General features: G+C 34.2%; 16 protein-coding genes and 1 pseudogene. 2 read left to right on the top strand and 15 right to left on the bottom strand.

The window, feature by feature from the left end; genetic code table 11:
• Both galT and DIU01_RS11845 read left to right on the top strand, forming a co-directional pair.
• Positions 1–743, top strand: a 743-nt coding sequence (gene galT / locus DIU01_RS11850) for a galactose-1-phosphate uridylyltransferase (protein ID WP_290834713.1), incomplete at its 5' end; no start/stop codon positions are given.
• A gap of 1 nt (position 744) precedes the next feature.
• Positions 745–2,415: pseudogene (locus DIU01_RS11845) on the top strand (sodium/sugar symporter).
• Between the two features lie 247 nt (positions 2,416–2,662).
• Here the strand turns inward: DIU01_RS11845 and DIU01_RS11840 are convergent.
• From DIU01_RS11840 to DIU01_RS11770, 15 genes are all read right to left on the bottom strand, one after another.
• The gene (locus tag DIU01_RS11840) at positions 2,663–4,042 is read right to left on the bottom strand and encodes an NADH-quinone oxidoreductase subunit N (protein WP_290834711.1); all 1,380 of its coding nucleotides are present in this window, start codon (positions 4,040–4,042) and stop codon (positions 2,663–2,665) included.
• Positions 4,043–4,055: 13 nt separating this feature from the next.
• Positions 4,056–5,492 (bottom strand): NuoM family protein, encoded by a 1,437-nt coding sequence (locus DIU01_RS11835; RefSeq protein ID WP_290834709.1) that lies wholly within the window; start codon positions 5,490–5,492, stop codon positions 4,056–4,058.
• The gene (gene nuoL / locus DIU01_RS11830; protein WP_290834707.1) at positions 5,492–7,396 is read right to left on the bottom strand and encodes an NADH-quinone oxidoreductase subunit L; all 1,905 of its coding nucleotides are present in this window, start codon (positions 7,394–7,396) and stop codon (positions 5,492–5,494) included. The genes DIU01_RS11835 and nuoL overlap by 1 nt, the downstream gene beginning before the upstream one ends.
• 6 nt (positions 7,397–7,402) lie before the next feature.
• Positions 7,403–7,723, bottom strand: a complete 321-nt coding sequence (gene nuoK, locus DIU01_RS11825; protein ID WP_290834705.1) for an NADH-quinone oxidoreductase subunit NuoK — start codon at positions 7,721–7,723, stop codon at positions 7,403–7,405.
• Positions 7,723–8,235, bottom strand: a complete 513-nt coding sequence (locus DIU01_RS11820) for an NADH-quinone oxidoreductase subunit J (RefSeq protein ID WP_290834703.1) — start codon at positions 8,233–8,235, stop codon at positions 7,723–7,725. The genes nuoK and DIU01_RS11820 overlap by 1 nt, the downstream gene beginning before the upstream one ends.
• A 2-nt stretch (positions 8,236–8,237) precedes the next feature.
• Positions 8,238–8,783, bottom strand: a complete 546-nt coding sequence (locus DIU01_RS11815) for an NADH-quinone oxidoreductase subunit I (RefSeq protein ID WP_290834701.1) — start codon at positions 8,781–8,783, stop codon at positions 8,238–8,240.
• Between the two features lie 11 nt (positions 8,784–8,794).
• Positions 8,795–9,826 (bottom strand): NADH-quinone oxidoreductase subunit NuoH, encoded by a 1,032-nt coding sequence (gene nuoH, locus DIU01_RS11810; protein WP_290834699.1) that lies wholly within the window; start codon positions 9,824–9,826, stop codon positions 8,795–8,797.
• A complete protein-coding gene (locus DIU01_RS11805; protein WP_290834697.1) occupies positions 9,819–10,874 on the bottom strand; it encodes a 2Fe-2S iron-sulfur cluster-binding protein in 1,056 nt (351 codons plus the stop codon). The genes nuoH and DIU01_RS11805 overlap by 8 nt, the downstream gene beginning before the upstream one ends.
• A gap of 37 nt (positions 10,875–10,911) precedes the next feature.
• Positions 10,912–12,279, bottom strand: coding sequence for an NADH-quinone oxidoreductase subunit NuoF (gene nuoF / locus DIU01_RS11800; RefSeq protein WP_290834695.1), 1,368 nt, complete (start codon positions 12,277–12,279; stop codon positions 10,912–10,914).
• A gap of 4 nt (positions 12,280–12,283) precedes the next feature.
• Entirely contained in the window at positions 12,284–12,814 is a 531-nt protein-coding gene (locus tag DIU01_RS11795; RefSeq protein WP_290834693.1) for an NAD(P)H-dependent oxidoreductase subunit E, read from the bottom strand.
• A 79-nt stretch (positions 12,815–12,893) separates the two neighbouring features.
• Positions 12,894–14,129 (bottom strand): NADH dehydrogenase (quinone) subunit D, encoded by a 1,236-nt coding sequence (nuoD, locus tag DIU01_RS11790; protein ID WP_290834691.1) that lies wholly within the window; start codon positions 14,127–14,129, stop codon positions 12,894–12,896.
• Positions 14,130–14,152: 23 nt separating this feature from the next.
• The gene (locus tag DIU01_RS11785) at positions 14,153–14,680 is read right to left on the bottom strand and encodes an NADH-quinone oxidoreductase subunit C (RefSeq protein WP_290834689.1); all 528 of its coding nucleotides are present in this window, start codon (positions 14,678–14,680) and stop codon (positions 14,153–14,155) included.
• Between the two features lies 1 nt (position 14,681).
• Positions 14,682–15,221 (bottom strand): NADH-quinone oxidoreductase subunit B, encoded by a 540-nt coding sequence (locus tag DIU01_RS11780; RefSeq protein WP_035125420.1) that lies wholly within the window; start codon positions 15,219–15,221, stop codon positions 14,682–14,684.
• 11 nt (positions 15,222–15,232) lie between these two features.
• Positions 15,233–15,598 carry an NADH-quinone oxidoreductase subunit A gene (locus tag DIU01_RS11775; protein ID WP_035125046.1) on the bottom strand — a complete coding sequence of 122 codons (366 nt, stop codon included), beginning with the start codon at positions 15,596–15,598 and terminating at the stop codon, positions 15,233–15,235.
• A 204-nt stretch (positions 15,599–15,802) separates the two neighbouring features.
• Positions 15,803–16,003, bottom strand: a complete 201-nt coding sequence (locus tag DIU01_RS11770; protein WP_035125048.1) for a cold-shock protein — start codon at positions 16,001–16,003, stop codon at positions 15,803–15,805.
• Positions 16,004–16,096: the final 93 nt, after the last annotated feature.

Genomic DNA, 16,096 nt, shown 5'->3' with positions numbered 1-16,096 from the left:
GCATTAATAAAGTAATCTGCTTTTCGCCAAAACACAATTTGACCTTACCAGAAATGGAAGTTTCAGAAATAGAAAAAGTCGTAAAAACTTGGAAGGAACAATACATCGAATTGGGAAGTCAAGATTTTATCAATTACGTTCAAATATTTGAAAATAAAGGAAGTGTTATGGGTTGCAGCAATCCGCATCCACACGGACAAATTTGGGCACAATCATCTTTGCCAACGCAAGTAGAAAAAACGCAAAAAAACCTGCGTTCATATTTCGATAAAAATCAAACGAGTTTATTAAAAGACTATATAGATGAAGAATTAAAATTGCAGGAACGCGTTGTAATTGAGAACAATCATTTTGTAGTTTTGGTTCCGTTTTGGGCAACTTGGCCTTATGAAACTATGATTGTTAGTAAAAGACATTTTGGAAATATCATCGCTATGAGTAATGATGAAACCACAGCTTTTGCCGACATTATAAAAGCAATTACGGTAAAATATGATAATTTATTTGAAACTTCTTTTCCATATTCATCAGGTATTCATCAAGCGCCGACTGATAGAGTGGCACATCCTGAATGGCATTTTCACATGCATTTTTATCCGCCATTATTGCGAAGTGCAACCGTGAAGAAATTTATGGTTGGTTACGAAATGCTAGGCGAAGCACAACGCGATATTTCGCCTGAGCAAAGTGCAAAGATTTTAAGAGAATTACCAAACGAACATTACAAAACTAAAACCAACTAGAATGCAGACTTTAGCAACCAACGATTATATTGTTTTTTTCCTCTATTTCGTAATTATTGTAGGTTACGGATTGTGGATTTACAACCGAAAAAAGAAAGAGCAAACCTCAAGTAAAGATTATTTTCTTGCCGAAGGTTCGCTTACTTGGTGGGCAATTGGTGCATCTTTAATAGCAAGTAACATCAGTGCCGAGCAATTTATTGGAATGAGCGGTAGCGGATTCAAAATGGGTTTGGCAATTGCAACTTATGAATGGATGTCAGCAATAACGCTTGTTCTTGTTGCCGTTTTCTTCATGCCAGTGTATCTCAAAAATAAAATTTCTACAATGCCACAATACCTAAAACAACGGTATAACGGAAATGTTGCAATGATTATGGCGGTGTTTTGGTTATTGCTTTACGTGTTGGTAAATCTAACGTCGATTTTGTATTTAGGAGCTTTGGCTATTAGTAGTATTTCTGGTTTAAATATTACTTTTTGTATGATTTTCTTGGCGGTTTTTGCTGTAATGATAACTCTTGGAGGAATGAAAGTTATTGGTTATACCGATGTTATTCAAGTATTTTTCTTGATTTTAGGCGGATTGATTACAACGTATTTAGCTTTAAATCTTGTTGCTACTGAATTTGGTTCGGATGGAGTTATCAATGGATTTAATTTAATGCGCGAAAAAGCAGATGATCATTTCCACATGATTTTTGATAAATCGAATCCTAATTATATGGATTTACCAGGACTTTCGGTTTTAATCGGAGGAATGTTAATTATCAATTTGAATTATTGGGGTTGCAATCAATACATTACACAACGTGCTTTGGGTGCCGATTTAAAAACAGCGCGTAGCGGAATTTTATTCGCCGCTTTCTTAAAATTATTAATGCCAATAATTGTGGTTTTACCCGGAATTGCAGCCTTTGTTTTATATCAAAACGGACATTTTCAAACCGAAATGTTACAAGATGGAAGTGTAAATCCAGATAGAGCTTATCCTATTTTATTGAATTTATTACCAGTTGGATTAAAAGGACTTTCCTTTGCAGCATTAACGGCAGCAATCGTTGCTTCCTTAGCTGGATAGGCAAATAGTATCGCTACAATATTTACATTAGACGTATACAAAACCAAGCTAAATGTTGATGCTGACGAAAAGAAATTAGTTAAAATTGGAAAACTTACCATTATAACTGCAATGATTATCGCCGTTATGGTGGCACCATTTTTAGGAATTGACAAAAAAGGCGGATTTCAATACATTCAAGAATACACAGGATTTGTAAGTCCGGGCGTTTTTGCGATGTTTATTTTGGGATTCTTCTGGAAAAAAACTACTTCCAATGCGGCGTTGTTTGCAACAATTGGAGGATTTATATTTTCAATTATTTTCAAATTTATGCCAGCGTTTGTAGATTTATCATTCTTAAATCCGATTGGATTTGCTGTCCCAAATGCAGATGGTATTTATGAAATTCCGTTTATTGATAGATTGGGATTTGTTTTCTTAATTTGTGTATTCGGAATGTACTTTATAAGCATGTATGAAACTAAAAAAGGAGTTCAAACGAATGGTCTTGAAGTAGATAAAACAATGTTCAAAATGTCGCCAAGTTTCACTGTAGGAATGCTTGTAATTGTTGCCGTAACAGCAGCTTTATATACGGTTTTCTGGTAGAAGAAGTATAGATTTTTTATTACATAGGTAACAATAACCCCAAATTATCAACTCATTTTCGTCTTTGACTTTTATGGGTTGGTAATTTTTATTTTCGGGCATTAGATACAAGAGACTTTTCTTTGTAGTTATAAACTCTGCAATAAATTCATCATCAATGAAATTAGCATAAGTAAGAATTGAAACTATATTAAAAAACCACCAAAATTGCTTTTGATGGTTTGAATATTTTTGAAAATATAGTTTCTTAATTTATCAAATTAGTAACTAAAGAAGGATGCAATCCGATGATGATGTTTAACACAATTGAAATTACACCAACAGCATAATATACGAATGGAGTAGCTTGTTTTTCTTCTGTAGCTTCTTTGGTGTACATTGCTAAAATCAATTTGAAATAGTAGCCAACACTAATAATCGAGTTGATTACACCAGCAATTACAACCACTAAATATTCGGCTTTTATGGTTTGAGTAAACAACATAAATTTCGCAAAAAACCCAGAGAAAATAGGAATTCCAGCCATAGAAAGTAACGAAGCGGTAAGTACTGCAGCTAATAACGGATTTGTCTTTCCTAATCCATTGAAGTTGATAATATCTTCGTTGTCTTTGTTTTTAGTAACATAAATAATTACTGCAAATGAAGCCATTCCGGCAAGAGCATAAGCAGATGTGTAATATAATAATGTGCTTGCTGCGTTAGTCAAACTCAATAATGCCATCAACATAAAACCAGCGTGTGAAATACCAGAAAACGCCAACATACGTTTTACATTCTTTTGACGTAAAGCCATGATATTTCCAACAGTCATCGATGCAATAGAAACTATTACAATAATGATTTCAAAGTTATAAGTTAATCCAACGGTTAATCCGCTTAGTAATTTGTATAATGTTGCCATTGCTACTACTTTAGCAAGTGTGCTCATTAAAGCCGTTGTTATAGCAGGCGAACCTTCGTAAACATCTGGTGCCCAAAAGTGAAATGGTACAGCAGCAATTTTAAATAACATTCCAATAATCATCAAAGTAATTCCTATTGGAAACCAAATTGGTAAACCTGCACCTTGAGATAAAGCATAAATTTCTGCTACATCAAAATAACCAGTTGCTCCATAAATTAAACAGATTCCGAATAGAATAATTCCAGATGCAAATGAACCCATTAAGAAATATTTCATTCCGGCTTCATTACTTTTTAAATCCAATCTTTTACTTGCTGCTAAGATGTAAAGTGCAATAGAAAGTATTTCAATTCCTATGAAAAACATAGATAAATTTGAAAACGAAACCATGGCAACTGCTCCAGCTAAAAGGAATACTTTTATGGTAATAAAATCAGATATTTTAGTTTGATGATCTTTATAAACGTCGTGACTTAATGCGATTAAAAAGATGGTAAGTATTATGAATAATGATGAAAAAGCTGCTGAAAATTTGTCGAAAACAATCATGCTTTTGAATTGTTCATCGATAGAACTATCGATAGACCAAAGATTTAGTGTGATACCAAGTATGGCTAATAGACCTACAATTGTTACAGGAACAAGTGCTTTTCTAAGGTTAAATATTTCTGCTAAAAGGCAAAATACTCCGAGTGCTGATATTGCTATTAATGTTTGCATTGGTAGTACTAAATTATCTATTTATATGAATTAAAATATCTTTTATTGCTGGATTCACCAAATCGGTAATTGGTTTTGGATACAATCCGAAGAATAATAAGAAGGCAATTATAATTACTAATGTGATGATTTCATTTGTAGTAATTGCAGCGAAAACTTTGGTATTGGTTTCTCCTAACATTACATTTTGAAACATTTTTAACATGTAGTAAGCACCAAGAATAATGGTTGTTCCACCAAAAACGGCAAACCAAATATTAACTTGAGATAAGCTATAAAGAACGGTAAATTCTCCAACAAAGTTGTATGTTCCAGGTAATGCAACTGATGCTAAAACCAAAATCATAAATAGTGATGTGAATTTTGGAGATTGCGATCTAATTCCGCCCATTTCACTAATTTCTCTAGTGTCATATCTTCTGTGGATAATTTCTGCAACGAAGAATAATCCAACGATTACAAATCCGTGAGCTATCATTTGATAAACCGCACCGTTTAATCCGTCAAGAGTTAATGTATAACATCCAGCAGCGATTAATCCAACGTGAGCTAGAGAAGAATAAGCTAATAATTTCTTTAAATCTTTTTGACGTAATGCTACAATAGAACCATAAATTACTCCAGCAATACTTAGTCCAATTAAGTAAGGCATCAAAGTTCTTGCTGCGTCTGGAGCTATTTGAATTTGCCAACGAATCACGCTGTACAATCCCATTTTTAGCATAATACCAGATAAAAGCATGGTTCCAACAGTTGGTGCTTTTTGATATACTTTTGCTTGCCAAGTATGGAAAGGAATAAGTGGGATTTTAATAGCATAAGCCAAGAAAAATGCGCCGAATATCCAAAATTGTTCTGTTGCAGATAATTTCAAATTGAATAAATTACCCAATAAGAAAGAGTTTGTTTTTTGATATAAATAAGCAAATGCAATTAGCATAAATAGCGAACCTGCTAAAGTATAGATGAAAAATTTCACTACTGCTTTTTTGCGTTCATCGGCATCACCATTACCCCAAAGTAAGGCAATAAAGTAAATCGGAATTAAAGCTAGTTCCCAGAAAATATAATATAATAAACCATCGGCAGCCAAGAAAGTTCCTACCATTGCAAATGACATAAACAATACTAAAGCATAAAAACTTTTTGCATTAGAATAAGTGTTTCCAAAGGATGAAAAAATAATTAATGGCGTTAATGCTGTTGTAAGTAAAACCATCAACATTGATAAACCGTCTGCTTGAAATGCTAAATATACTTTTGGATATTCCATCCAATCACTAAGGTAACTTATAGTAGCTCCATTAGAAAATTGATTTAAAAGATACAATGAAACTCCAAGAGTAGCTACGCTAAAAAGTAGTGCTACTTTAGATGCTAGTTTATCACCAGAAAAGTAGGTTGCAATTGCTCCAACTAAAAGTAAAATTAATATAGTAGTTACATCCATTATGCTATGTTTTGAGCTAAAAATAAATAAATAATTATGGCACATACACCAATTACAAAGGCAAATAAGTATAATCCGATACTTCCAGTATGTATTTTTCTTCCTTGATTTGATAATCCGTTGGCAACAGATCCAAATCCGTAAACTACTTTACCAAGTGCTGGTTCTAGAGTAGTTCTAAAGAAATTTGATAATCCGTTTAATGGTTTTACAATTAAGAAAGTATAAAATTCGTCAACGTAGTATTTGTTGTAAATTGTTTTAGAAAATCCAGTAATTGCGCTATCTTCTTTTGGAACAAATGCTTGTTTGATGTATTTAGAATAAGCCCATACAATTCCGATAATCGCGCCAACTAAGGCAACAGCCATCAACATGTATTCTTGAGTTCCAAGTGCGTGATGTGCGTGTTTTGTTACTAAAATTGGTTCTAAAAAATGATTTAACCAATTGCTTCCAGGTAAATTAATTGCTCCACCAATTGTTGCTAAAGCAGCAAGAACAATTAGAGGAAAAGTAATTAAACTCGGACTTTCGTGTAAGTGATGTTTTTGTTCTTCTGTTCCTCTAAATTCTCTAAAGAAGGTTAAGTACATTAATCTGAACATATAGAAAGCTGTCATAATTGAAGCGATAGAAGCCACAACCCAAAGCACTTTTGCGAAAGCAATATGATGATTTTGGAAAGCTACCAATAAGATTTCATCTTTAGACCAGAATCCTGCGAAAGGAAAAATACCAGAAATCGCTAAAGTTGAAATTAACATTGTAGCAAATGTAATTGGCATTACTTTTCGCAATCCGCCCATTTTTCTCATGTCTTGTTCTCCATGTAAAGCGTGAATCACAGATCCAGATCCAAGGAACAAACAAGCTTTAAAGAATGCGTGAGTGATTACGTGAAAAACAGCAACATTATAAGCGCCAAGACCTAATGCAAGAAACATTAAACCAAGTTGTGAAACTGTAGAATAAGCCAATACTTTTTTGATATCGTTCTGAAGTAATCCGATTGATGCTGCAACTATTGCGGTTAAAGCTCCAACAACTGCAATTATTTCTTGAATGTACGGAGTTAAATCGAATAAGAAATTCAATCTAGTAATCATGAAAATTCCTGCAGTTACCATTGTTGCTGCGTGGATTAATGCCGATACTGGAGTTGGACCAGCCATTGCGTCTGGTAGCCAAGTGTAAAGTGGTAATTGTGCCGATTTTCCTGATGCACCAATAAATAAACATAAAGTTGCAACACTAAGAAGTATATTTCCGCTATTAGTTCCGCCTAAAACAATTTCTTTTAACTCTACAAAATCTAATGTTGTGAATAAAGAGGCGATGATAAAAATCCCGATAAGGAAGCCTAAATCACCAATTCTGTTCATAATGAAAGCTTTTTTAGCTGCATCATTGTAATCTTGGTTTTTGTGCCAAAATCCGATAAGTAAGTAGGAGCAAAGTCCAACGCCTTCCCATCCAATAAACATTACTAAAAGGTTGCTTCCAACTACAAGCGTTATCATGAAAAAGATAAACAAATTTAAATAAGCAAAAAACTTATGTAAATTCTCATCATCGTGCATGTAGCTGATGGAGTATAAGTGAATCAAAGATCCAATTCCGGTTACAAACAATAACCATAATAGTGACAATTGGTCTAATAAAATTCCGAAATCCAATTTGAAATTGCTAACAGTAATCCAATCAAATAATTTAACTTGAATGACTTTTCCTGTTTGGTTTAATTGCATAAAAAAGAATATGCTCACCGCAAAAGAAACAACCACAGCGATTGTTCCGATGGTTCCAGAGACATTTCTGCTTATTTTTTTTCCGAAGAAAATATTAAATAAGAACCCTACAAATGGGGTTAATAATAAGAGTAAAACTAAACTATTCTCCATTAGGGATTATCCTTTTAAGTTTTTTAAATTAGCGATATCAATCGATCCTAAGTTTCTAAAAATAGATACTAAGATTGCCAAACCTACAGCAACTTCTGCAGCAGCAACAGCCATTGAGAAAAATACAAATACTTGTCCTTCGGCATCTTGATGATAGGTTGAAAAAGCTACAAACAATAAGTTTACAGCATTTAGCATGATTTCAATAGACATGAAAACGATGATGGCATTTCTTCTGTACAATACTCCGAAAACTCCAATACTAAAAAGAAGTACCGAAAGGAAAATGTAATTTTCTATACCAATTATATCTAAAATATTATTCATTATTTATTTGTTTTTTCTTTTTTAGACAATAAAACAGTTCCAATCATGGCAACTAATAAAAGTACCGATGCAAACTCGAACGGAACCATATATTCGTTAAGTAAAATTTTACCTAATTTTTTAATTGATTGAAAATCTTCACCTGATGTTTCATAATCACCAACGATAGTTTTTGAATTGATGAAAATTGCAATTAAAACAACACTCAAAATACAAAAAACTACAATCGCTCCAAGACGTGTAATTCTGGGTTTGTGAACTTCATCTTCCTTATTTAAATTCATCAACATGATGGTAAATAAGAACAAAATCATTATGGCTCCAGAGTAAACAATAACGTGAACTATCGCCAAAAACTGAGCGTTAAAAAGTAAATAATGACCTGCAATTGAAAAGAAACAAATCACCAAATAAATGGCACTGTGAATAGGGTTTTTACTATAAATTGTCAAGAATGCTGTAGACAATGTAATTGCCGCTAAAACGTAAAATATGATAAGTATTGCAGACATAATTAATTTAATTTTTTAGCATTTGCCATAGCCATTTCTAGTGGCATTACTAATTTATCTTTTCCGAAAATAAAATCTTCACGGTTGTATTGTGCAGGAACTAATTCTTTTGAAATTGTTAAATATATTGCATCTTTTGGACATGCTTCTTCACACAATCCGCAGAAAATACAACGCAACATATTGATTTCATAAATAGAAGCATATTTTTCCTCTCTATACAAATGCTCTTCTCCTTTTTTACGCTCTTCAGCTTTCATTGTGATTGCTTCTGCTGGGCAAGAAAGTGCGCACAATCCACAAGCAGTACAATTTTCTCTTCCTTGTTCGTCGCGCTTCAACATGTGTTGACCACGATAAACTGGACTAAAAGGACGTACTTGTTCTGGATAATGAATGGTTGCTTTTTTCTTGAAAAAGTGTTTGATGGTAATCCATAAACCTTTAAAAATGGCAATGATGTACAATCGTTCTAAAAAAGTCATTTCTTTATTAGAAACTTGTTTTTTCTTGCCTGATAATGATATACTTTGTATCGATGCTGACATAATTTCGTTTCTTATTTGAAAGCTAAAATGCAAATTCCTGTTATAATAATATTGACAATAGAAAGCGGAATTAAAATTTTCCAACCTAAATTCATCAATTGATCGTATCTAAATCTTGGTATTGTCCATCTGATCCACATAAAGAAGAAGATGAAGAAACATAATTTTGCGAACAAGGCAAAAATACCAATAACGTTTCCAATATTAACACCCCAATTTTCTATAGCCCAACTCATACCTGGATAGTTGTAACCGCCAAAATATAAAACTGAGATTATGGTTGCTGAGATAAACATATTAGCATATTCTGCAAATAAATAGAATCCCATTTTCATGGAAGAATATTCGGTATGGTAACCACCAATTAATTCCGATTCACATTCTGCTAAATCGAATGGCGTTCTGTTTGTTTCTGCGAAAGCACAAATTAAGAAGATAAAAAATCCAACAGGTTGATAGAATACATTCCAATCCATTCCTGCTTGTTGTACCGAAATTTCTTTTAAGCTTAATGTTCCTGTCATCATCAATAAAGCAATTATTGACAATCCCATGGCAACTTCATACGAAACCATTTGAGATGCCGCACGAACTGCTCCCATTAATGAGAACTTATTATTTGATGCCCATCCACCAATCATAATTCCGTAAACTCCAAGAGAAACCACAGCAAAAATGTATAATAATGCGCTATCAGTATCTGTTGCTTGTAAGATAACAGTTCGCCCGAAAATTTCTAATTTGTCACCCCAAGGAATTACAGCACTAGTCATTAATGCCGTACTCATTGCAATTGCTGGTCCAACAAAAAACAGAAATCTATTTTTGGTGTTTGGTTCAAATTCTTCTTTGGCGAATAATTTCATACCATCAGCAAGAGGTTGCAATAAACCACCCCAACCAGCTCGATTTGGTCCAACTCTATCTTGAAGATAAGCTGCAACTTTACGTTCTGCCCAAGTAGAATACATTGCCATGACCATTGTTATTGCAAAAATAACTACAATAAAAATGCTTTTTTCTATGATAAAGGCACTATCCATTTTTCTTTGAATCTATTAAATTACCGTCAATTTTTTCGTTGTAATCAATTTCAGACATACTGATTTTTTTACGATCGATATCTCTTCCCATCAAAATACCTTTTTCAGTTTCAATCACAACTTTATCCATTTTACGTGTATAATTGTTTTGATTGATTACTGAATCTTTTTCGAATCTTCTTGGACCTTCAATTACCCAATCCGAAACTTCTTTTTTGTCAAATCGACATGTGTTGCAGATAAAATCTTCAACTTCATGATATTCGTCTTTTCTTGCAGTTACTCTTTGAATTTCGTCTCCAAACATCCAAACAGTTGTTTTTCCGCAACATCCTGGAGTTGTACATTCTCTGTGTGCATTGAATGGCTTGTTAAACCAAACTCTCGATTTGAATCTGAAAGTTTTATCTGTTAACGCTCCAACCGGACAAACATCAATCATGTTTCCAGAAAATTCATTATCAATCGCTGCAGAAACACAAGTTGAAATTTGTGAATGATCACCACGATTTAAAACTCCGTGAACTCTTCCGTCTGTTAATTGATCGGCAACTTCTACACAACGTTGGCAAACGATGCAACGGTTCATGTGAAGTTGAATTTTGTCACCAATATCTTCTGGTTCGAACGTTCTTTTTTCTTCTATGAAACGCGTTTCCGATTTTCCGTGTTCGAATGATAAATTTTGTAAATCACATTCTCCAGCTTGATCACAAACCGGACAATCTAATGGATGATTTATCAAAAGGAATTCGGTTACTGCTTTTCTAGCTTCGGTTACTCTTTCTGAAGATTTGCTTGCTACTTCCATTCCGTCTTGACAACCAGTAACACAAGATGCTACTAATTTTGGCATTGGTCTTGGATCGGCTTCGCTACCTTTTGTAACGTCAACTAAACAGCAACGGCATTTTCCGCCTGTTCCTTTTAGTTTAGAATAATAACACATGGCTGGCGGAACTGATTCTCCACCAATCATACGAGCAGCTTGCAGGATGGTTGTTCCAGCTTCTACTTCTATTTCTTGACCGTCTATGGTTACTTTCATACCAATATATAACTCCTACGGAGTATTTATGTTCTTATTAAACTTCTTGTTTTGCTACTAAGTGTCTCACTTTTTCAAATGGTTCGGCAACAAAGTGATCTCTATTTTTTACTTTTTCTGGGAAACGAATGTGGTATTCAAACTCATCTTTGAAATGACGAATCGCCGCAGCAACTGGCCATGAAGCCGCGTCACCTAAAGGACAAATCGTATTTCCTTCAATTTTAGATTGAATACTCCATAATAATTCGATATCCTCTTCGCGTCCGTGACCGTTTTCAATTCGGTGTAACACTTTTTCTAACCAACCTGTTCCTTCACGGCATGGCGTACATTGTCCGCAAGATTCATGATGGTAAAATCTTGAAAAATTCCAAGTATTTCTAACGATACAAGCTCTGTCATCATAAACAATAAATCCGCCTGAACCTAACATAGAACCAGTTGCGAATCCACCGTCTGATAAACTTTCGTAAGTCATCAATCTGTCTTCACCAGCAGCTGTTTTGTAAATTAAATTGGCTGGTAAAATTGGCACTGAACTTCCTCCAGGAACTAATGCTTTTAATGGTCTGTCGGTTTGCATTCCGCCACAATATTCATCAGAATTCATGAATTCGTAAACAGAAACTCCTAATTCAATTTCGAAAACACCTTGATTTTTGATATTTCCTGATGCAGAAATTAATTTTGTTCCTGTAGAACGACCAATTCCGATTCCTGCATAATCAGCACCAGAATTATTGATAATCCAAGGCACAGCAGCAATTGTTTCTACGTTATTTACTACGGTTGGATTTTGCCAAAGACCTTTTACAGCAGGAAATGGTGGTTTCAATCTTGGATTTCCACGTTTTCCTTCTAGTGATTCAATCAATGCAGTTTCTTCTCCGCAGATGTAAGCTCCGCCACCAATTTGAACAAAAAGTTCTAAATCGTAGCCCGAACCTAATATATTTTTACCCAACCAACCAGCAGCTTTTGCTTCGGCGATGGCTCTTTCTAAAATTTTGTAAACCCACATGTATTCTCCACGAATGTAGATGTACGAAAGGTTTGCTCCAAGCGCATAACTTGATGTAATCATTCCTTCTATTAAAAGGTGAGGAATGTACTCCATTAGGTAACGGTCTTTGAAAGTTCCTGGTTCTGATTCGTCAGCATTACAAACTAAATGTCTTGGATTTCCCGATTTTTTATCGATAAAACTCCATTTCATTCCAGCTGGAAATCCTGCACCACCACGACCACGAAGTCCCGAAGTTTTTACTTCTTCAACAACTTCATCAGGTGTCATTTTTTTCAAGGCTTTTTCTACGGATGCATATCCGCCTTCACGACGATATACTTCATAAGTTTTAATTCCCGGAACGTTGATTTTGTCTAATAATATTTTTCTTCCCATGATACTATTTATCGTGTAAAGTGATTTTTCCGTCTTTGCAATCAGACACTAACTGATCGATTTTTTCTTTAGTCAAATGTTCTTGGTAGAAATCGCCCAATTGCATCATTGGAGCATATCCACAAGCGCCAAGACATTCAACGCCGCGAACTTCAAACATCATATCTGCTGTAGGTTCGCCAACTTTTACTCCCAATTTAGAACATGTGTAATCCATTAAATCTTCTACTCCGTTTTGGCAACAAGGAGAAGTTTGACAGAATTCAAACATGAATTTTCCAATTGGACGTTGGTTGAACATCGTGTAAAAAGTTACAACTTCGTACACTTCAATATTTTGAATTTGAAGAATTTCGGCTACTTTATTTTGCAATTCAATACTCAACCAATTGTCGTGAGCATCTTGAACTTCGTGCAAAACTGGTAATAAAGCCGATTTTTGTTTGCCTTCAGGATAATGACTAATCAATTCATTGATGCGGTTCATCAACGATTCGGTTATGTTTATCTCTTGTTTTATATGTGATCTTTCCATTTCTAATTTTAGATATTAAATTTTAGATTTTAGATATTTGAATCTGCAATCTAAAATCTGCATTCTGCAATCTTTCTTCTTATGCGTCTAATTCGCCTGCAATTACATTTAAACTTGATAATATTACGATAGCATCTGATAACATTCCGCCTTTAATCATTTCAGTGTAAGCTTGATAGTAAATGAAGCAAGGTCTTCTAAAGTGTAATCGATAGGGCGTTCTGCTTCCGTCGGTTACTAAATAAAATCCTAATTCTCCGTTTCCTCCTTCTACAGGATGATAGATTTCTGCTACTGGAACTGGAACTTCACCCATCACAATTTTAAAGTGATAAATTAAGCTTTCCATATTGTGGTAAACATCTTCTTTTGGAGGCAAATAATAATCGGGAACATCAGCATGAATTGGACCTTCTGGTAATTTTGCTAATGCTTGTTTGATGATGCTTAAACTTTCCCAAACTTCGGCATTTCTAACACAAAATCTATCGTAAGTATCACCTGATTTTCCTACAGGAACATCAAATTCAAAATCTTCATATGAAGAATAAGGTTGTGCTTTTCTAACGTCATAATCAATTCCGGCAGCACGTAAATTTGGTCCAGTTAAACCGTATTGCATAGCGCTTTCGGCAGTAATTGGTCCAACATTAACAGTTCTGTCAATGAAAATTCTATTTCTTTCGAATAGGTTTTCAAATTCTTTCCAAGCAACTGGAAAATCAGTTAAGAAAACATCTAATTTTTTGAAGGCTTCTTCTGACCAATCTCTTTCGAAACCGCCAATTCTACCCATATTTGTTGTTAAACGAGCACCACAAATTTCTTCGTAGATTTCGTATACTTTTTCTCTAAATTGGAATACATAAAGGAAACCAGTATAAGCTCCAGTGTCAACTCCTAGAATCGAATTACAGATTAAGTGGTCTGTTATACGAGCCAATTCCATTACAATAACTCTTAAATATTGAGCACGTTTTGGAACTTCAATTTCTAATAATTTTTCGACTGTCATCCACCAAGCCATGTTATTAATAGGAGAAGAACAATAGTTCATTCTGTCTGTTAATACGTTTACTTGATAAAATGGTCGGTTTTCTGCAATTTTTTCGAATGCACGGTGAATGTAGCCAATAGTTGGTTCGGCATCAAGGATTTTTTCACCATCCATTAATAGGATGTTTTGAAAAATTCCGTGAGTTGCAGGATGCGTTGGGCCTAAGTTCAATACCGAAAGTTCGCTACCGTCTTCGTTGCGTTTCTGCTCTACAATTTTAGCATATCGATGCTCTGGTGATAATAATAGTTCTGACATTTTATAATGTTGAATTATTTATTTTATTTGTTTGTATTGGCAACTGTTCTTCCAAAGAATCTATCGTCTTTGTCGGTTCTTCCGCTGTCTTCCATTGGGAATTCTTTTCGCATTGGAAACGACACCATTTCATCCATGTTTAAAATTCTTTTTAATTGTGGATGACTTTTAAATGTAATTCCGTAGAAATCATAGGTCTCTCTTTCCATCCAGTTGGCGCAAAGAAATAAGTCTGTGATTGAATCTACTTCTGGATTTTCGTTTGATAAGAAAGTTCGTACTCTAATTCTAACATTTTCAACCCAATTATGTAAATGGTACACTACTTCAAACTGATGATCGTCATCATTATCTGGAAAGTGAACACCACATAAATCGGTTAGGAAATGGAAATTTAAGTCTTGATTTTCTTTTAGGAATTGAATTACTTCATGTATTGTTTCTGAAGTAGCTTCGAATGAAAAAACATCTCGTTGCATTTCAAAATTTAGAACATGATTTCCAAATTTTTGAGATAGTTTTTCTTGTATGTAAGCTGTTTCTAAAGCCATATTATAGGTTATAAGAAGCTAATAATTCTTTATATTCTGGAGAATTTCTTCGGCGAACCGATTCGTTCTTTACTAATTCTTGTAATTGCATAACGCCATCTACAATTTGTTCTGGTCTTGGAGGACAACCCGGAACGTAAACGTCAACTGGAATTACTTTATCAATTCCTTGTAAAACTGAATACGTATCGAAAACACCACCTGAACAAGCACAAGCTCCAACAGAAATCACCCAACGAGGTTCAGACATTTGTTCGTAAACTTGACGTAAAATTGGCGCCATTTTTTTAGAGATTGTTCCCATTACCATTAGCATATCCGCTTGACGAGGAGAAAAACTCACACGCTCAGATCCGAAACGAGCCAAATCGTAATGCGATGCCATAGTTGCCATAAACTCAATTCCACAACATGAAGTTGCAAAAGGTAAAGGCCAAAGAGAATTAGCACGCGCTAATCCAACAACATCGTTTAATTTAGTAGCGAAGAAACCTTCACCTGTAACACCTTCTGGTGCATCAACCATTTTTGTTTTTTCCATAGCAGTAGTATTTATTCCCATTCAAGTGCTTTCTTCTTGATAATGTAGAAGAAACCAATTAAAAGCAACGACATAAAAATAACCATTTTAATCATTCCGTCTACACCTAATTCCTTGAAGTTCACAGCCCAAGGATATAAAAATATTACCTCTACGTCAAAAAGGACGAAAAGGATAGCCACTAAGAAATATTTAACTGAGAAAGGAATACGTGCATTACCAACAGATTCGATTCCGCATTCGAAGTTTTTATCTTTGTTTTTGGAATGTCTTTTTGGACCTAAAAAACTAGAGCCAATAATAGTTAAGACAACAAACCCAACAGCCAAACCTGCCTGCATAACGATTGGTAAATAATCTAATTGATTGGATTGCATAGTACTAATATTTAGACGTAATAAAAATAGCCACAAATATACGTTGCAATATTTAAATCTCAAAAGTGAAAGGGCAAACGTTTGTTATTTATATCTTAAAAACCAATTATTTAAACTAATTCTAAATAAAAACATGACATATAAAAAAACGTCCCGATACTATCGGGACGTTTGACCATTGAGGTAATCAAAAAATAATATATATTAGTCTTCGATTACAGCTACTTGAGCTGCAACTTTACCTTTTCTTCCTTCTTCTTCTTCGTAAGAAACTTTATCACCTTCGTTTAGTGACTCAGCTCTAATACCTGTTGCGTGAACGAAAATGTCTTTTCCATTTTCATCATCTGTAATGAATCCGTAACCTTTTGATTCATTGAAAAATTTAACTGTACCTGTGCGCATTGTTGTAATAATAATTATTAATAATTGTCAAAGATATACTTATTTCTGACATAGCAAACAAAAATTAAATAAAAAGTTAAAATAGTAACAAAA

The organism is Flavobacterium sp., assembly GCF_003525665.1.
In the GTDB taxonomy this organism is placed as follows: Bacteria; Bacteroidota; Bacteroidia; order Flavobacteriales; family Flavobacteriaceae; genus Flavobacterium.
This window is presented reverse-complemented; position numbering and strand designations above follow the sequence as displayed.